Genomic DNA, 17,836 nt, shown 5'->3' with positions numbered 1-17,836 from the left:
GCGGCTGTGGGTAAACAGTCCCGCTCTACCCCCACCAACCCCCCCCCCCGCCGCGCCCCCCCCCCCCGCGCGCCCCCCCCCGCCGCCCCCCCCCCCCCCCCCCCGGGGGGGGGGGGCGGCCCCGGTTCACTGCTGGTCACGGTCGAAACTCATGGGCAATTGCCAGCGGCCACTGAGAGCGTCCTACGCCTTCCCGCCAGAGCATTCGGCTAGCCTTTCCCCGCGGTGGGGCACGGGAAACCACTCCTAGGGTGATTATCACTCGGCGTGCCGAGTGTGGCGATCGTTGACGCACCCCTGGTGACTGCCTACCGTCGAGAAGGCAGGTCAAGGACGGAGGTCGGCGTGAGAAGCAGCGGCGACGGTATGGCTGGGGGTGCCCCGGGACGCGGTCTCGGGGAGAGCGGTCCGTACCCTCCCCCAAGCTCTCGACTTCGTTCGAGTTGGGGGGACCCCCAGCACGGCAGCACTGCCGGTCACGCTCCGCAGCGGCCGACGGCAGTGCCGAGCGGCGGAGGGGCGGCGTCCATGACGACCGAGGAGATCGGCTACCGGGGGCCCACGGCCTGTGCGGCGGCCGGCATCACCTACCGGCAACTCGACTACTGGGCCCGCACCGGCCTGGTCGAGCCCAGCGTGCGGCCCGCCTACGGGTCGGGCACCCAGCGCCTGTACAGCTTCCGGGACGTCGTCGTTCTGAAGATCGTCAAGCGGTTCCTGGACACCGGGGTCTCCCTCCAGAACATCCGCACCGCCGTCCAGCACCTGAGGGAACGCGGTTTCCGCGACCTGGAGCGCATGACCCTCATGAGCGACGGCGCCACGGTCTACGAGTGCACCTCGCCCGACGAGGTCCACGCGCTGCTCCAGGGCGGTCAGGGCATCTTCGGGATCGCGGTCGGCGTGGTCTGGCGGGACGTGGAGAGCGCGCTCTCCCAGCTGCACGGCGAGCGCGTCGACACCGGCGAGACCCTGATCGGGCCCAACCCAGCCGACGAGCTGGCCCGACGCCGCAACAAGGCGGTCTGAGGCCCTGGCCCGACCTCTCTCGAGCCTCTTGAGCCCTCTGTGATGCCCCGGCACGGTTGCGTGCCGGGGCATTGTCAGTGGTGTGGTGCAGCATCGGAGATGTGAGAAACGCGCCCACGATCCTGCATCTCGACATGGATGCCTTCTACGCCTCGGTGGAGCAGGCATCCAAGCCGAGTCTGCGCGGAAAGGCCGTGGTCGTGGGCGGGCTCGGACCGCGCGGTGTGGTCGCCACCGCGTCGTACGAGGCCAGGGTGTTCGGGGTGCACTCCGCGATGCCGATGGCGCAGGCGCGCAGGCTGGCGCCGAACGCTGCGTATCTCGTGCCGCGTTTCGGGCTGTACCGGTCGATCAGCGAGCAGGTGATGGCGCTGCTGCACGAGCTGTCGCCGCTGGTGGAGCCGCTGAGCCTGGACGAGGCGTTCGTGGACCTGGAGGCGGGTGAGGTGGCCTGGGACGGCGGGTCGGCGCGACTGGTGGGGGAGAAGCTGCGCGCGGACATACGGAGCGCCACGGGGCTCTCCGGGTCGGTCGGGCTCGCCGCCTCCAAGATGCTTGCGAAGATCGCCTCCGAGCAGGCCAAGCCGGACGGGCTGGTGCTGATCGAGCCGGGCACGGAGCGGGCGATGCTCGGGCCGATGTCGGTGCGGACCCTGCCGGGCGTGGGGCCGGCGACCGGGGACCATCTGCGGCGGGCCGGGATCACCACGGTCGACGAGATCGCCGAGGCGGGCGAGGACGAGCTGGTACGGCTGCTCGGCAAGGCCCACGGGCACGCGCTGTACGCGATGGCGCTGGCGCACGACGAACGGCCCGTGGTCGCCGAGCGGGAGGCCAAGTCGGTGTCCGTCGAGGACACCTATGACGTGGACATCCATGACCGGATGCGGGTGGGGATGGAGGTGCAGCGGCTGGCCGACCGGTGTGTGCGCAGGCTGCGGGGGGCCGGGCTGTCGGGGCGGACCATCGTGCTGAAGGTACGGCGGTACGACTTCTCGACGCTCACCCGGTCGGAGACGCTCAGGGGGCCGACCGACGACCCGGCGGTGGTGCGGGAGGCGGCCGCGCGGCTGCTGGACTCGGTGGACACGACGGGGGGTGTGCGGTTGCTGGGCGTGGGCGTGTCGGGGCTCGCCGACTACACCCAGGAGGATCTGTTCGCGCAGGCGGCGGGTGAGGCGGCGGAGATCCTGGCGGAGGAGGACGCGGCCGAGCCGGTCGCCGAGCAGGAGGTGGTCGCCGAGCGGAGATGGCCCGCGGGGCACGATGTCCGGCATGCCGGGTACGGGCACGGATGGGTGCAGGGGAGTGGGCTGGGGCGGGTGACGGTGAGGTTCGAGACACCGGGGGCGTTGGTGCCGGGGAGAGTGCGGACGTTTCGGGTGGACGACCCTGAGCTGGAGCCGGTGGATCCGTTGCCGTTGGTGCCGGTGGTTCCCGCGGACGGGGTGGGTGCGTGACCCCAGGGCGGGGCGGGGCTGGGGTTTCGCTTGCCGGCGCTTGCAGGTGCCTCCCCCAGAGGGGGTACCCCCAGCGCCCACCCGTGCCGCCCTGCGGCACGATTGCCCGCAGCCACGTAGCTGCGTCGCCGACGTGAGTGCAGCGCCCCGTCAGGGGCGCGGGGCTGCACCGATCTGCGGCGCCGCCGCGGGGCGCGAGCAACCCCCACCGGCCCGCGGTCGAAGCGTGGGCGAACCCCGGCGGCGGCCCTACGCCCCCGTGTCCTCCGTTCCCGCCAGTTTCCCGAAGTGGTGGTCCGGGTGGTCGGGGGGTGGGGCGGTCGTGTCAAGGCCGTAGTGGTGGTAGAGCTGGAGTTCCTGCTCAGGGGAGAGGTGGCGGCCTACCCCGAAGTCGGGAGCGTCCTTGATCAGGGTGCGCTCGAAGGGGACCTGGAGGGTGCCCTCGACCAGCTCACTCGGCTCCAGGGGCACGAACGCGTCCCGGGAGAACAGGCCGGTGCGTATGGCCGCCCACTCCGGCACCCCGGTCGCGTCGTCGAGGTAGACCTCGTCGATCGTGCCGATCTTCGTGCCGTTGCGGTCGAACGCCTTGCGGCCGATCAGGTTGCGCGGATCGATGTCGGTCTGCACGGGCCCTCCACTTGGTCGCAACTCATCCGTAAGCACTACAAAAGAGCACATTGAAGGAGGCGGCCACTCGAAGACCCGTGCGTTGCCCTCGCTGGTAGGCTGGCAAGCGGCTGCTGACCCCGTGCGGGAGAGTCCTCCGGACAGACCGGAGGCGCCGAAGGAGCAAATCCTCCCCGGAATCTCTCAGGCTCACGTACCGCACGGACGAGGTCACTCTGGAAAGCAGGGCGGGCGTCGATGGCGTCCGCTCTCACCGACGGTGAAAGCCGGATCCTCTGGGCATCCGGCGAAGCTCTCAGGTTGAGATGACAGAGGGGGAGGCCGTCGGGGTGCCCGTGCCGGGGTACCCCTCGAAGGTCGCGTCAGACCAGGAGGCCTCCGCAATGACCGCCCAGCGTGTTCCGCTCTCCGAGCTAGAGCAGGGAATCCCCTTCGAGCAGCGCCATATCGGGCCCGACCACGAGGCCCGGGCCAAGATGCTCGCCCAGGTCGGGTACGGCTCGCTCGACGAGCTGACCGCCGCCGCCGTGCCGGACGTCATCAAGAACACCGACGCTCTGGAACTGCCGGGCGCGCGCACCGAGGCCGAGGTGCTGGCCGAGCTGCGGTCGCTGGCCGACCGGAACCAGGTGCTCGACTCGATGATCGGACTGGGCTACTACGGCACCTTCACGCCGCCCGTCATCCTGCGCAACGTGATGGAGAACCCCGCCTGGTACACGGCCTACACGCCGTACCAGCCGGAGATCTCCCAGGGACGGCTGGAAGCGCTGCTGAACTTCCAGACCGTGGTCGCCGACCTCACCGGACTGCCCACCTCCGGTGCCTCGCTGCTCGACGAGGGCACGGCCGCCGCCGAGGCCGTGGCCCTGTCGCTGCGCATGGGCAAGAACAAGAAGGGCGTCTTCGTCATCGACGCGGACGCCCTGCCGCAGACCGTCGCCGTGATCCGGACGCGGGCCGAACCGACCGGGGTCGAGGTCGTCGTCGCGGATCTGAGCGAGGGGATTCCGGCGGACCTCGCCGCGCGTGAGATCAACGGCGTGCTCGTCCAGTACCCCGGCGCCTCCGGCGCCGTACGCGACATCAGGCCGCTCGTCGAGCAGGCGCACGGGCTGGGCGCGCTGGTCACCGTCGCCGCCGACCTGCTTGCGCTGACCCTGCTGACCTCGCCGGGCGAACTGGGCGCCGACATCGCCGTCGGTACGACCCAGCGGTTCGGTGTGCCGATGGGCTTCGGCGGGCCGCACGCGGGCTACATGGCGGTGCGGGAGAAGTTCGCGCGCAGCCTGCCCGGCCGGCTCGTGGGCGTGTCCGTGGACGCCGACGGGCACAAGGCCTACCGGCTCGCGCTGCAGACGCGTGAACAGCACATCCGCCGGGAGAAGGCCACCAGCAACATCTGCACCGCGCAGGTGCTGCTCGCCGTGATGGCCGGCATGTACGCCGTCTACCACGGACCCGAGGGGCTACGGGCCATCGCCCGGCGGACCCACCGCTACGCCACGATCCTGGCCGCGGGGCTCAGGGCCGGCGGGGTCGAGGTCGTGCACGGCGCCTACTTCGACACCCTCACCGCGCGTGTGCCCGGCAAGGCCGCCGAGGTCGTCGCGGCCGCCCGGCAGAGCGGTGTCAACCTGCGGCTCGTGGACACCGACCACGTCTCCATGGCCTGTGACGAGACCACCACGCGGGCCCAGCTGGGTGCCGTGTGGACGGCGTTCGGGGTCGAGGGCGACGTCGAGGCGCTGGACGCGGTCGCCGCGGACACGCTGCCCGAGGCGCTGCTGCGCGAGGACGGCTACCTGGGCCACCCCGTCTTCCACGACCACCGGTCCGAGACCGCGATGCTGCGCTACCTGCGCCGGCTCGCCGACCGTGACTACGCGCTGGACCGGGGCATGATCCCGCTGGGCTCCTGCACCATGAAGCTCAACGCGACCACCGAGATGGAGCCGGTCACCTGGCCCGAATTCGGCCAGCTGCACCCCTTCGCGCCCGCCGAGCAGGCGCAGGGCTACCTGACGCTCATCCGTGAGCTGGAGGAGCGGCTCGCCGAGGTCACGGGCTACGACAAGGTGTCGCTCCAGCCCAACGCCGGGTCGCAGGGCGAACTGGCCGGGCTGCTCGCCGTACGCGCCTACCACCGCGCCAACGGCGACGAGCAGCGCACCGTCTGCCTGATCCCCTCCTCCGCGCACGGCACCAACGCCGCCAGCGCCGTCATGGCCGGGATGAAGGTCGTCGTCGTGAAGACGGCCGAGGACGGTGAGATCGACGTCGAGGACCTGCGGGCGAAGATCGAGCAGTACCGCGACCAGCTCGCCGTGCTGATGATCACGTACCCGTCCACACACGGCGTGTTCGAGGAGCATGTCGCGGACATCTGCGGTCAGGTCCACGAGGCCGGCGGCCAGGTGTACGTCGACGGCGCCAACCTCAACGCCCTGGTCGGGGTCGCCAAGCCGGGGCACTTCGGCGGCGACGTCTCGCACCTGAACCTGCACAAGACCTTCTGCATCCCGCACGGCGGCGGCGGCCCGGGCGTCGGTCCGGTGGCCGTCCGGGCTCACCTTGCGCCGTACCTGCCGAACCACCCGCTCCAGCCGGCCGCCGGGCCGGCGACCGGCGTCGGACCGATCTCGGCCGCGCCGTGGGGCTCCGCGGGGATCCTGCCGATCTCGTGGGCGTATGTCCGGCTGATGGGCGGCGAGGGGCTGAAGCGCGCCACCCAGGTGGCCGTGCTCAGCGCCAACTACGTCGCCAAGCGGCTGGAGCCGCACTACCCCGTGCTCTACACCGGCCCCGGCGGGCTGGTCGCCCACGAGTGCATCATCGACCTGCGTCCGCTGACCAAGGCGACCGGGGTGAGCGTCGACGACGTCGCCAAGCGCCTCATCGACTACGGGTTCCACGCGCCGACGATGTCCTTCCCGGTGGCCGGCACGCTGATGATCGAGCCGACCGAGTCCGAGGACCTCGGTGAGCTGGACCGGTTCTGCGAGGCGATGATCGCCATCCGGGCGGAGATCGACAAGGTCGGGGCGGGGCAGTGGCCCGCCGAGGACAACCCGCTGCGGGGTGCCCCGCACACGGCCGCCGCGCTCGGCGGGGAGTGGGAGCACGCGTACTCGCGTGCCGAGGCTGTCTTCCCGGCCGGGGTGTCCGCCGCCGACAAGTACTGGCCGCCGGTGCGCCGGATCGACCAGGCCTTCGGTGACCGGAACCTGGTGTGCTCCTGCCCGCCGCTGGACGCGTACGAGGACTGATCCGCCGTAGTACGGATGTGAGTGGCAGAGGCCCCGCTTCGGCGGGGCCTCTCGCGTATGGCTCTACGCCGGGTACGCGTGGGTCTGGGTCGCCTTCACCGTCGCCCAGACCGGGGTGCCCGGGTGCAGGTCCAGTTCGGCGGCGGCGACCGTGGTGAGGTCGGCGGCGAGGGGGAGTCCGCCGGTCAGGTCGGCGCGGATCTGGTCGCCGTGGATCTCCAGGCCGGCGACCTCACAGCGCCACAGGTTGCGGGCGCTGGTGCCGGTGGGGCGGTCTCGGAAGAGGGTGACGGCGCTCGGCGGGAACGCAACGAACACGTCGCCGGCGAGGTCCTCCGTGGTGGCGATGGCGGGGCCGGTGTCCAGCCTGACCAGGTGGCCCCCGGCCTCGGCCCGGCCGCGGTAGAGGTTGAGGCCGACCAGGTGGGCGATGTAGTCGGTGCGCGGGTGGCGGGCGATGTCGGCGGGGGTGCCCTGCTGGACGATCCTGCCGTGCTCGATGACGATCAGGCGGTCGGCCAGCACCATGGCGTCCAGCGGGTCGTGGGTGACCAGTACGGCTACGGCCTCGAACTCTGCGAGGTGGCGGCGGAGTTGGGAACGCACGTCCAGGCGGGTGCGGGCGTCGAGGGCGGCAAGGGGCTCGTCCAGGAGCAGCAGGCGGGGGTGGGTGGCCAGGGCGCGGGCCAGTGCGACGCGCTGGGCCTGGCCGCCGGAGAGGCGGCGGGGTTTGGCGCCGGTGTGGTCCGCGAGGCCCATGCGGTCCAGCCAGGCGGCCGCCTGGGCGCGGGCCTCGGCCTTTGTCGCGCCGTGGCAGCGGGGGCCGAAGGCGACGTTGTCGAGGGCCGTGAGGTGGGGGAAGAGGAGGTAGTCCTGGAAGACGACGCCCACCGGGCGGGATTCGGGAGGCGTACGGTCCAACTCCGTGCCGTCCAGGCGGAGATGGCCGGCGCTGAGGGGGGTGAGGCCGGCCAGGGCTCGGAGGGCGGTGGTCTTGCCGGCGCCGTTCGGGCCGAGGAGGGCGACGACCTCGCCGGGGGCGGCGGTGAGGGTGATGTCGAGGTGGAAGGCGGGACGGGTGACGACGAGGTGGGCGTCGAGGCCGTCGGTGCGGTGCGGGTGCGTGGGGGCCGCCCGGCCTCCGGCCGGGTTGTTTTTCCCACCCGCACCGCCCGTGCGGGTATCAGTGTCGGGTGCGGGTGGCCCCTGCGGGGGCTGTGCGCCGTCGGCGGCCGCGGGTGGTGTGTGCGGTGGTTGTGTGGGGTCGTGGTGGGTCATGAGGCTGTCATCCAGCGGTCGCGGAGGCCTGCCAGTACCGCGATCGAGACGGTCAGCAGGACCAGGCTGAGGGCGATCGCCGCGTCGGGGTCGTCCTGGAGGGCCAGGTAGACCGCGAGCGGCATGGTCTGGGTGCGGCCCGGGAAGTTGCCGGCGAATGTGATCGTCGCGCCGAACTCGCCGAGCGCGCGGGCCCAGGCCAGTACCGAGCCGGCCGCGATACCCGGGGCGATGAGGGGGAGCGTGACCCTGCAGAACGCCGTGAAACGGGAGGCGCCCAGGGTCGTCGCCGCCTCTTCGTAGCGCGGGTCGGCGGCGCGCAGCGTGCCCTCGACGCTGATCACCAGGAAGGGCATGGCCACGAAGGACTCGGCGATCACCACCGCGGTCGTCGTGAACGGGAGCGTGATCCCGAACCAGGAGTCCAGCCACTGCCCGACGACCCCGTTGCGACCCAGGGCGAGGAGCAGGGCCACACCGCCGACCACCGGCGGGAGGACCAGGGGGAGCGTCACCAGTGCTCGTACCAGGCCCCGGCCGGGGAACTCCGTGCGGGCCAGCAGCCAGGCCAGCGGGACGCCGAGGGCCAGGCTCACGGCCGTCGCCGCGGTCGCGCTGAGCAGCGAGAGCTGGAGGGCCTGCCACACCTCCGTGCTGGTCAGCAGCGACGGGAGGCTGCCCCAGGGGGCGCGGAGGAGGAGCGCGAGCAGGGGCAGGAGGAGGAAGGCCAGGGCTACCGCTCCGGGGAGGAGGAGCGGTAGCGGCACGGCCGACCGGACGCGCCGGCGCCGTGGGCCGCCCGTGGCGGCGACGGCCCCGGCGTCCGGCTCGTCGGCCTTCGTCACGGCTTGAGGAATCCGGCCTGGTTCAGGACCTGCTGGCCCTCGGCGGACTGCACCAGCGCGATGAACGCCTTGGCCACCGTCGGGTTCGGGGCGTTCTTCAGCAGGGTGATCGGGTAGTCGTTGATGGCGTCGGCGGACTCGGGGAACTCCACGCCCTCCACCTTGTCACCCGCGGCCTTGACATCGGTCTTGTAGACGACCGCGGCGTCGGCCTCCTTGAGGACCACCTTGTTGAGGGCGGACTTCACGTCCTCCTCGTAGGAGACCGGGGTCAGCTTGAGCTTGCTGGCGTCCAACGCCTTCTGCGCGGCGGCGCCGCACGGCACCGTCTTGTCGCAGAGGACCACCTTCAGCGAGGACTTGGTGAGGTCCTTGAGCGAGGCGACCTTGTCGGGGTTGCCCGGCAGGGTGGCGATCTCCAGCTGGTTGCGGACGAAGGTGGCCGGCGTGGTGGCGGTGTCCTTCTTGTCCGTCACGATCGCCATCGTCTTGGGGCTGGCGGCGGCGAAGACGTCGGCGGGGGCCCCGCTGGTGATCTGCGCGGCGAGGGTGTCACTGCCGCCGAAGCTGAAGTTGACCTTCGTCCCCGGGTGGGCCTTCTCGAAGTCGGCCTTCAGCACCGTGAAGCTCTCCTTGAGGGAGGCCGCCGCGAACACGGTGATCGAGCCCGACAGCTTGGGCGACGCCGAGGACGAGGTGTCCGACTTCGTCGTCGCGGACGAGTCGTCGTCCGAGGAGGAGCAAGCGCTCAGGGCCAGCAGGGCCGCGACCGCGGCACCGGCCACCTGAAGCGTCCGCCGGGTCCGGCGCGCGGAACGGGTCATCACGAGTGAACTCCTCTGAATCCAGATGAAAAAGCTGTCGCGCCCTGTTGCGACCTGTCTATCAGCCGCCACGCGATGATACTGCCGCACCTGCAAGGCGTAAGTCTTCTGTCGCATCGCATGAGCTGCACACTTATGACTTGAGCCTGGCATGTGCGTTTGTACGGAGGTGCGCCGCGGGTACCGTCATCCGGGAGGAGGCCGCACATGACACTCGCTGAACTCGACCTCACCGGGGACCTGGCACGGCCGGCCCGGCTCACCGTGTCCGACCTCCTGCGCTGGCCCCAGCACCGGGTGCGGGTCAGCTTCGACTGCGCCACCAGCGGCGTGCAGCGCCACGGCTTCACCGGACCCCTGCTGTACGACGTCCTCAGCGACGCGGGCCCCGGTTTCGACCCCGCCCGGCGGAAGGACCGCCTGCGGTTCCTCATCGCGGTCAGCGGCGCCGACGGGCACCACGCGCTGCTCTCCTGGGCGGAGATCGACCCGGATTTCGCCCACGCCCCTGTGCTGCTCGCCGTCGGTATCGACGACACCCCGCTGGACCTGGCGGGCCCGCAACTGGTCCTGCCTCAGGACCGGTGCGGGGCCCGGCACATCAGCGGCATCACGGCGATCCGGGTGGACGGGGCGTACGGCGGCTGGCGTCCAGCGCCCGCCACACCCGGTCACGCGTCAGCGGCAACTCCGTGAACCGCACACCGGTCGCGTTCCGCAGGGCGTTGGTCAGCGCCGGGGCGACCGGGTTGAAGGGGCTCTCGCTCATCGACTTGGCGCCCAGCGGGCCGATGGCGTGGGCGGTCTCCATGAAGTGCACCTCGGTCCGCGGGATGTCCGCGTACTGCGGGAGCCGGTAGCGGCGGAAGGCCGCCGTCTCGACCGCGCCGCGCGCGTCCAGCCGTACGTTCTCGAGGAGCGTGGCGCCGAGCGCCTGTACTACCCCGCCCTCCACCTGGCCCCTGCACTGCATCGGGTTCATCACCTTGCCGGCGTCGGCCGCGTGCACACTGCGCAGAATGCGGATCTCGCCCGTGCCGGGGTCGACGGCCACCCGGAACCACCGCGCGTTGAAGGCGACCGAGCGCGGGGTGCCGTCGAAGTGGCCGTCCGCGGTGAGCTCGACGCCGACCGCGCGGGCGGCGGCGTACAGCTCCCCGGGCCGATGAAGTTGCACGCCTTGAAGTCGACGGGGTCCAGGCCGAGTCGGCGGGCCAGCTCGTCGAGGGCGGACTCGACGGCGAACAGCACCTGGCCGAGGCCGTAGCCGCGGAAGGCGCCCGCCGGGACGGTGTGGGTGTAGACGGGGCGTATCGCCTCCTCCGGGTCGAGGACGGCGGGCAGGACGTCGTACGTCACCTCGACGCGGCGGCAGCCCTCCGCCGTCGCGGCCTCACTGTCCGCCACGTCCGCCGCGACCTGCTGGCCGACGTAGCGGACCGTGTCGTCGAGCCTGGCCTGCGACGGCTCCTGGGCCCGGACCGCCGAGGCGCTGCACCTGCACGTCAACACCGTGCGCTACCGAATGCAGCGCGTGGAGCACTTCACGGGGCGCGATCTGTCCCGGCTGAGCGACCGGCTGGACCTGTGGGCGGCGCTGATGTGCCGCTGACGGGGTCGGAGCGGGCGCCGGTGACGGCGGCGGGGGTCGTCGGTGAGGACGTCGGAGGCGGTCGCCGCTGACGGGGTCAGACGCGGTCGATGTGCACGTTCGTCGACTTCACCCGGGCGGTGGCCTCCATGCCCACCTCCAGGCCCAGTTCCTCGACGGCCTCGCGGGTCAGCAGGGAGACGAGGCGGTGTGGTCCGGCCTGGATCTCGACCTGGGCGGCGACGTCACCGAGCTTGATCGCGGTGACGATGCCGGGGAAGGCGTTGCGGACCGAGGTGTAGGAGGCGTCCTCCTCGACGGTGCCGCCCCTGGCCAGTTCCACGGAGAACGCGGCGAGGTCCTTGCCGTCGATGAGCCGCCGGCCGCCCTCGTCGCGATGGGTGGTCACCCGGCCGGCGTCGGCCCAGCGGCGGGCGGTGTCCGGGCTGACGCCGAGCAGCCGCGCCGCCTGGCCGATCGTGTAGGACTGCATGGGGTCACGATAGGGCCGGTCGGCGGGGCCGGCGGACCAGGTGTCCCCCGGTTCCCGCTGCGCGACGCCGGCATCGGTCTCTCGGACGATCCGGGTGACGATGAAACGCGGGTGCGGCGCCGTCGTGGCTTGCCGCGCAGTTCTTCGCGCCCCTCAGGGGGTGGCAGTGGTCCGGCCCGAAGGGGCGCGCGGAACTGCTCTACCCGCCACGATGCTCCCGCGCCCGGTGGTGGTCAGGTCAGGCCGGATGCCTTGAGGACCGCGCGCGCGTTGGTGTCGTCGATCTGGTGGCCGAGCTGGGTGAGCACCTCGGTGCCCCGGCGCAGGGTGCCGCGGGCCACGGAGCGACGGACGCCGGTGTCCAGTTCGTGCCAGAGCAGCGGATTCGCGTGCAGGACGTTCGGGTCGAGCTCCAGCCGGTTGCCGGCGGTGTCACGGAGCACCAGATGGGCGGAGACGTCGCCGTACCGGCCGACGTAGACGAGGGAGTCGGTACGGACGGTACGCCGGCGCAGGGGCCCGCGAACGGCCAGCCAGCCGGGGCCCGCCGTGACCCGGGCCGGCAGCAGCATGACGAGGATGGCCGCCGACAGGGTGACCCAGAGCAGGGCGCGGACCGGGCTGAGGGTGCCGGCGTCCCAGTCCACCAGGAGCGTCAGGCCGCCGAAGCCGAGGGCACAGCCGACGGCCAGGCGTGCGCTGCCGCGCCAGGTGCGGTCACCGGCTGCCCGGCCCCCTCGTCTTCTGTCCTCCATGAGGCCGACGGTAGGGGCCGGTGGGCGCTCGGGGACGGCGCCTGACGGGGTTCTTATACGGACCGAGCGGTTATTGACGGGATCCTTACGGCGGGGGTCTCTTCGGCGTGAGTGGTCAGCCCGTGTGGACGCGTGGCCGTCGGTCGCGGTCCGGTTCCGCCTCGCGCAGTACCTCCCGGGTGACCGGGGCGACCTCGCCCTGGCCGAAGAGGAAGAAGCGCAGGAAGTTGGCGAACGGATTGCCCTCGGTCCACTCGAAGTAGATGTGCGGGATGCAGCCGGTGTCGTCACGGACGTGCAGCAGCAGCGCGGCCAGGGCGTTGGGGATGGAGGCCGACTCCAGGGTCAGGACGCGGTAGCGGTTGTGCAGGACCTCGCCGCGCACGGTCAGGCCCGCCTCGAACTCGGAGGGGTCGGTGACCGTGACCTCGACGAAGACGAAGTCCTCCTGCTCGGGCATGTCGTTGTCGGCCCGGATCTGCTCGATCTTGTCGCGGTACTCGGCCTTGTCGCGGGCGTCCGGCTCATTGGCGATGAACCGCATCTTGCGGCTGGCCATGTCTCTGATGAACCGTTCCGCCATGTCGTCGAGCGTCACACTCGTCACGCGCAGCTCGAAGGCGCGGGCCAGCCGGGACAGCAGCGAGACCAGGATGATGCCGACGATGAAGCAGGCACCGATCTTCACACCGTCCGGGCGCTCGATGACGTTGACGACCGTGGTGTAGAGGAACACCGCCGAGATGACCCCGAAGCCGATGGCCCAGTTGCGCTGCCCGGCCTTGCGGGCGGCGATGGTCACGGCGATCGCCGCGGAGCTGATCAGCACCAGCACACCGGTGGCGTAGGCGCCGCCCTGCGCGTCGACGGAGGCGTCGAAGATCCAGGTCACCAGGAAAGCGATCAGGGTGAAGACGATGACCATCGGGCGGACGGCGCGCGCCCAGTGCGGGGCCATGCCGTAGCGGGGCAGGTAGCGCGGCATCAGGTTGAGCAGGCCGGCCATCGCGGAGGCACCGGCGAACCACAGGATGCAGATGGTCGAGACGTCGTACACCGTGCCGAAGGCGTTGCCGAGGTACTCGTGCGCGAGGTAGGCCAGCGCACGGCCGTTGGCGTCGCCGCCGGACTTGAACTCCTGCTCCGGGATCAGCAGCGTGGTGATGAAGCTGGTCGCGATCAGGAAGCAGCTCATGATCAGGGCGGCCGTGGTGAGCAGCTTCTTGGTGTCCCGGATCCGGCCGGTGGGCTGCTGCTCGGTGTCGCTGGCGTCGCCCTCGACGTGCGGCATGACCGCGACGCCGGTCTCGAAGCCGGAGAGGCCCAGGGCGAGCTTCGGGAAGACGATCAGGGACACACCGATCATGACGAAGACGTTGCCGTGTTCCGCGGTCAGGGCGCTGGTCCAGTCGGTGATGACATGCTCGGCGGTGATGACGTGGTAGAAGCCGACGATCACGACGACGACGTTGAGCGCGAGATAGACGCCGACCAGGGCGACCGCGACGCCGATCGCCTCCAGGAAGCCCTTGAGGAAGACCGCGCCGAGCAGGGCCACCAGGATCAGCGTGATGATCATCTGCTTGCCCTGCAGAAAATCGGTCAGATGCGGATTCTCGACCAGGTGGGTGGAGGCGTCGGCGGCCGACAGGGTGATGGTGATCAGGAAGTCGGTGGCGGCGAAGCCGAGCAGGGTCAGTACGAAGAGCTTGCCCTGCCAGAAGGAGAGCAGCCGCTCCAGCATGGCGATGGAGCCCTCGCCGTGCGGGCTCTCCTCGGCGACGCGCCGGTAGACCGGCAGGGCGCCGGCCAGGGTGACGATGACCAGCACGATGGTCGCGATCGGCGACAGCAGTCCGGCCGCGAGGGCCGCGATGCCGGGCTGGTAACCGAGGGTCGAGAAGTAGTCCACACCGGTCAGGCACATCACCCGCCACCAGCGCTGGCCCTTGTGCGCGGGTTCGGGCTGCGCGTGGGGCCCGGTGTGGCCGCCGCTCTTGCCCATGTCGGACAGCCCCTCCAGCATCCAGGCGCGCAGGCGACTGGGAGGGGGGTGTTCGGTCGTGGCCATCGGTCGGGCTCCTGGTGTCCGGCGCGCTGAGTGCGGGGCAGTTCGATTCCGGCCATCACGCGGACGGCGGCACCAGCGTATGCAGAGAGTGACGCGTGGGCCCACGGATCAGCGGGCGCTGGGCGTCAAACTTGCGTTAAGAATCGCCTGGCAGGCGGCGGTGCAGCATCAAAAAGAGGGTGCCGGTAGGCCGTAACGGGGCGTTCGGCTGTACGGGGGACGGCGGGCGGGTGCGCGGGGCCGGACACCGAGCGTTATCCCTCAGGAGTGGGAGGGGCCTGACGCACGGAGGCCGGGGACACGGGAGTGTCCCCGGCCCCGGCCGTATCGGCGGCGGCGCTAGCCCTGACCGGCCTTGGTGCCGTGGTTGGCCTTCTTCCCGCGACGGGCCCTCTTCTTGCGGGCTCGCTTGGACATGTGTGTCAACTCCCTTCCGGAAATGGAGCGTTCAAGCGGCGCGGCCGACCAGCAGGTCGGCGAGCCTGTTGAGCCGCCTGACCGTGCGGTCGTCCGTCGCCGCCGGGGCCGGTTCGATGCGGGCGTCGCGGTCGTAGTAGGCGCCGTTGACGATCTCGACGGCCGGGTCGCAGAGCCGGACCACGTGTGCGGCGCCCTCGGTAGCCGTCCCGCCCTCGTGGGCGTAGAGCGGGAGCAGCGCGGTGTCGCAGGCACCCGGGTGCACGGAGACGGCGGTGACGCGCGGGTCGGCCGCGAACACCGTGAGCGCCAGCTGCGACTGGGCGTAGGCGGCGAGCCGGGAGTAGCGGCGGGCGCGGTTCGGGTCGGACCACTGGATGGACGCCGTGCGGTGCAGGGCGGAGGAGACGTTGACCACGCGGCCGCCGGGGTCGCTGGTGAGGGACGGTTCCAGCAGACAGGTGAGCAGGTAGTGGGCGAGGAAGTTGACCTGGAAGGCGATCTCGTTGCCGTCGGCGGTCACCGTGTGCCGCTCGGGTGCGGCGATGCCCGCGTTGTTGACGAGGACGTCCAGGTGCGGGTGCTCGGTGACCACCTTGTGGGCGAGGCTCTCGACATCGTCGAGACGCGCGAAGTCGGCGGCGTAGGTGCACAGCCGGTCGGCGTCGATCCCGGCGGTCGCGACGAGCCGGTCGGCGGCGGCGCGCGCCTCCTCGGCACTGCGGCCGTGCAGCAGCACGGTGGCGCCCCGCTCGGCGAGCAGCCGGGCGGTCTCCAGGCCGATGCCGGAGGTGGCTCCGGTGACCAGGACGGTACGGGACGAAAAGGTGGACTCGGGCATGATCCCATCCGGGGGTGCGGGCACGCGGCACGGTCCCCGGCGGGGCGGCGGGCGTGCGGGGTGTAAGGAAGGAAAGAGGGGGCGCCGGACCGGGTCAGGTCCCATGGCGAGAGGGCGCGGGCCGGCGCCCCGTGGGGCACGGAAGCCGCGTCAGCGGGACGCGAGGGCTTCCGGGCAGCGCGGCAGACGACGGGACGGCCAAGCGGTACTCGGCGGCCGGTCGAAGAGGAGCCAGGCGCTGTTCACGGGTTCCATGCAAGCGGTTCCGCAGATCCCGGACAAGCCGCAGTGCCGTTCTCTGACACGCCTCTGACGTGCGCATACGGGTCTTTGACGGCCTGTTCGGCCGAACGGGCGAGGCTCACCCGAGCCCGGGCACCGCCGAGATCACAAGGTCGATCAGCTTGATGCCCGCGAACGGCAGCACCAGCCCGCCGAGCCCGTACACCAGCAGGTTGCGGCGCAGCAGGTCGTGCGCCGACGAGGGCGTGTAGCGGACTCCGCGCAGCGCGAGCGGGATCAGCGCGCCGTGAGGCCGCTGACGCCCGCGGCCTCCTCGGGCGGCCGACCGTGAATCTATCCCTGGGCGGGTGCCGATCACGCCTGCTCAGCGCGGAATTTGCGGATCCCGTACGGGCGCTGCGAGTACGCCGTCAAGGTCCCGTCAAAGCTGCCTGAAGGGTCGTCAGGGGCGCATCAAGGCCGCCCGTTCCTGGCCGGATCCGGTCGCAGACTCGATCGGTACGGGGGACGGGAAACCGTCCATGGCGGGTACCTGGGAGGGGACCGTGACCATCACGGCCGGCACAGCACACAGACCTCCGAAGGAGGCTGTCGAAGAGCCACGGCAGGCCATGGTCGTCCCGCCACCCGTACCGGCCCGGGGGCCGCGGAAGCGGCGCCCGGGCCGGCGGAGCGTGGCCGCGCGGGCCGCTCTGCGCCGCCGTTTCCGGTCGACCGTGCCGGCCCGGCTGCGCCTTCTGCGCGCGGCCACGGTCCTGCTCGCCGTCGCCCTGGGGATCCTGCTCCTCGTCGCCGGACTGGCCGCGAACGGCACCTGGGACGACGTGGCCGGCCGTGACGCGCCCCGCACCACCAGCGCCGCCGACCTCGACCTGGCCCTCAACGACATGGACGCCCAGGCCGCCAACATCCTGCTGTCCAGCGGGAACGGCGGGACGGGCGAGCTGGTCACCCCGCACGCCAAGGCCGTCACCCTGTACGGCGACGCCCGCCGCGAGATCGGACACGACCTGCGCACCCTCGCGGCAGCCGCCCAGGGGGACCGGACCGACGAGAAGACCGTCGAGTCGATCACCGACAACTTCGCCGAGTACCAGGAACTCATCGGCCGGGCCCTGGAGAACGACCGCCGGGCCGGCGGCAAACCGGACGCGATCGCCGACTACCGCGACGCCACCGACCTGCTGCGCGACAGCCTCCTGCCGGACGCGCGCAAGCTGGTCTCCTCCAACGACACGGCCTTCGACTCCCGGTACGCGGCGGCCCGTTCGGCACTGTCCGCCCAGCTCGTCGCGGTCCTCGTCCTCGGTCTGCTGCTCCTGGCCGTCCTCGGCGTCGTGCAGTGGTACCTGGCCCGCCGCTTCCGCCGGATCCTCAACCCCGCCCTCCTGGCCGCCACCGTGTGCGCCCTGGCCGCCGTCGTCCTCGGCGCCCAACTCCTCTCCTCCTCGGCCACGCATCTGAAGGTGGCCCGGCACGACGCCTTCGACTCCGTCGTCGCCCTCTCCCGCGCCCGCGCGATCGCCTACGACGCCAACGCCGACGAGAGCCGCTACCTCCTCGACCCGCAGCGCCGCAGCCGGTACGCGGACTCCTTCCTCGCCAGGTCCCAGGAGCTGTACGACATCGAGGGCGCCACACTGTCGACGTACGACGCCGGACTCGCGTCCACCTGGCAGGACTACCGCGCCGATGCCACCGACCTGCGCTTCACCGGCGAGTTCCGGCGCGAACTGGACAACATCACCTTCCCCGGGGAGCGGGCCGCGGCCGAGAAGACGGTCGACGCGTACGCCGTCTACGAGCAGGACGACCGGAAGATCCGCGCGCTGCTCGCCGCCGGCGAGGAACGGCAGGCGGTGGAGTTCTGCATGGGCTGGGAGGCAGGCACGTCCAACGCGCACTTCGGCGCGTGGATGACCGCACTGGACCAGGTGACCGACATCAACCGCGCCCACTTCACCTCGTCCGTGGCGGCGGGCCGCGCCGAGCTGACCGGCCGGCTTCCCTGGGCCTGCGCGCTGTTGCTGCTGGCCGTGGGGCTGACCGGGCTGGGGCTGCGGCCCCGGCTGGCGGAGTTCCGGTGACGG

15 protein-coding genes, 1 pseudogene and 1 riboswitch are annotated in these 17,836 nt (G+C 71.6%); of the genes and pseudogenes, 6 read left to right on the top strand and 10 right to left on the bottom strand.

Annotated elements, in window-relative coordinates; all coding sequences use genetic code 11:
• Nucleotides 1-345: 345 nt before the first annotated feature.
• Both ACWGJB_RS30250 and ACWGJB_RS30245 read left to right on the top strand, forming a co-directional pair.
• On the top strand, nt 346-1,029 hold the full coding sequence (locus tag ACWGJB_RS30250; RefSeq protein WP_453383224.1) for a MerR family transcriptional regulator: 684 nt from the start codon (nt 346-348) through the stop codon (nt 1,027-1,029).
• A gap of 101 nt (nt 1,030-1,130) precedes the next feature.
• The gene (locus ACWGJB_RS30245; protein ID WP_453383223.1) at nt 1,131-2,489 is read left to right on the top strand and encodes a DNA polymerase IV; all 1,359 of its coding nucleotides are present in this window, start codon (nt 1,131-1,133) and stop codon (nt 2,487-2,489) included.
• 249 nt (nt 2,490-2,738) lie between these two features.
• Here the strand turns inward: ACWGJB_RS30245 and ACWGJB_RS30240 are convergent, their stop codons facing one another.
• Nucleotides 2,739-3,119 carry a PRC-barrel domain-containing protein gene (locus tag ACWGJB_RS30240; protein WP_453383222.1) on the bottom strand — a complete coding sequence of 127 codons (381 nt, stop codon included), beginning with the start codon at nt 3,117-3,119 and terminating at the stop codon, nt 2,739-2,741.
• 114 nt (nt 3,120-3,233) lie between these two features.
• Nucleotides 3,234-3,328: riboswitch (glycine riboswitch) on the top strand.
• A gap of 174 nt (nt 3,329-3,502) precedes the next feature.
• Here ACWGJB_RS30240 and gcvP point away from each other — a divergent pair.
• Entirely contained in the window at nt 3,503-6,388 is a 2,886-nt protein-coding gene (gene gcvP / locus ACWGJB_RS30235) for an aminomethyl-transferring glycine dehydrogenase (protein ID WP_453383221.1), read from the top strand.
• A 63-nt stretch (nt 6,389-6,451) separates the two neighbouring features.
• On the opposite strand, the gene ACWGJB_RS30230 is transcribed toward gcvP, so the two are convergent.
• The 3 genes from ACWGJB_RS30230 to modA are packed head-to-tail and all read right to left on the bottom strand — an operon-like array spanning nt 6,452 to nt 9,335.
• Nucleotides 6,452-7,666, bottom strand: coding sequence for an ABC transporter ATP-binding protein (locus ACWGJB_RS30230; RefSeq protein ID WP_453383220.1), 1,215 nt, complete (start codon nt 7,664-7,666; stop codon nt 6,452-6,454).
• A complete protein-coding gene (gene modB, locus ACWGJB_RS30225) occupies nt 7,663-8,511 on the bottom strand; it encodes a molybdate ABC transporter permease subunit (RefSeq protein ID WP_453383219.1) in 849 nt (282 codons plus the stop codon). Before modB ends, ACWGJB_RS30230 begins: the two co-directional genes overlap by 4 nt.
• On the bottom strand, nt 8,508-9,335 hold the full coding sequence (gene modA, locus ACWGJB_RS30220) for a molybdate ABC transporter substrate-binding protein (RefSeq protein ID WP_453383218.1): 828 nt from the start codon (nt 9,333-9,335) through the stop codon (nt 8,508-8,510). The genes modB and modA overlap by 4 nt, the downstream gene beginning before the upstream one ends.
• 207 nt (nt 9,336-9,542) lie before the next feature.
• Here modA and ACWGJB_RS30215 point away from each other — a divergent pair, with 207 nt between their 5' ends.
• Nucleotides 9,543-10,031, top strand: a complete 489-nt coding sequence (locus tag ACWGJB_RS30215) for a molybdopterin-dependent oxidoreductase (RefSeq protein WP_453383217.1) — start codon at nt 9,543-9,545, stop codon at nt 10,029-10,031.
• Here the strand turns inward: ACWGJB_RS30215 and ACWGJB_RS30210 are convergent.
• Nucleotides 9,946-10,640 (bottom strand): annotated as a pseudogene (locus ACWGJB_RS30210) (xanthine dehydrogenase family protein molybdopterin-binding subunit); the annotation flags it as partial. The gene ACWGJB_RS30215 and the pseudogene ACWGJB_RS30210 overlap by 86 nt on opposite strands.
• A gap of 136 nt (nt 10,641-10,776) precedes the next feature.
• Here ACWGJB_RS30210 and ACWGJB_RS30205 point away from each other — a divergent pair.
• Entirely contained in the window at nt 10,777-10,947 is a 171-nt protein-coding gene (locus tag ACWGJB_RS30205) for a PucR family transcriptional regulator (protein ID WP_453383216.1), read from the top strand.
• Nucleotides 10,948-11,023: 76 nt separating this feature from the next.
• On the opposite strand, the gene ACWGJB_RS30200 is transcribed toward ACWGJB_RS30205, so the two are convergent.
• The 5 genes from ACWGJB_RS30200 to ACWGJB_RS30180 all read right to left on the bottom strand — a co-directional run bounded on the left by ACWGJB_RS30200 (nt 11,024) and on the right by ACWGJB_RS30180 (nt 16,104).
• Complete coding sequence (locus ACWGJB_RS30200; RefSeq protein WP_453383215.1) at nt 11,024-11,419, bottom strand: TOBE domain-containing protein; 396 nt, start codon at nt 11,417-11,419, stop codon at nt 11,024-11,026.
• 233 nt (nt 11,420-11,652) lie between these two features.
• Complete coding sequence (locus ACWGJB_RS30195) at nt 11,653-12,174, bottom strand: hypothetical protein (protein ID WP_453383214.1); 522 nt, start codon at nt 12,172-12,174, stop codon at nt 11,653-11,655.
• A gap of 115 nt (nt 12,175-12,289) precedes the next feature.
• Nucleotides 12,290-14,245, bottom strand: coding sequence for an APC family permease (locus ACWGJB_RS30190; RefSeq protein ID WP_453383213.1), 1,956 nt, complete (start codon nt 14,243-14,245; stop codon nt 12,290-12,292).
• A 448-nt stretch (nt 14,246-14,693) separates the two neighbouring features.
• Entirely contained in the window at nt 14,694-15,503 is an 810-nt protein-coding gene (locus ACWGJB_RS30185) for an SDR family NAD(P)-dependent oxidoreductase (RefSeq protein ID WP_453383212.1), read from the bottom strand.
• 361 nt (nt 15,504-15,864) lie between these two features.
• Nucleotides 15,865-16,104 (bottom strand): hypothetical protein, encoded by a 240-nt coding sequence (locus tag ACWGJB_RS30180; protein ID WP_453383239.1) that lies wholly within the window; start codon nt 16,102-16,104, stop codon nt 15,865-15,867.
• Nucleotides 16,105-16,291: 187 nt separating this feature from the next.
• On the opposite strand from ACWGJB_RS30180, the gene ACWGJB_RS30175 reads away from it, so the two are divergent.
• Nucleotides 16,292-17,833 (top strand): hypothetical protein, encoded by a 1,542-nt coding sequence (locus ACWGJB_RS30175; protein ID WP_453383211.1) that lies wholly within the window; start codon nt 16,292-16,294, stop codon nt 17,831-17,833.
• The last annotated feature ends 3 nt before the right edge of the window (nt 17,834-17,836 follow it).

The sequence above is a fragment of the Streptomyces sp. NPDC054813 genome, from assembly GCF_053611365.1.
Note: the sequence above shows the minus strand (reverse complement) of the source record. Positions and strands in the feature narration are given on the sequence as shown.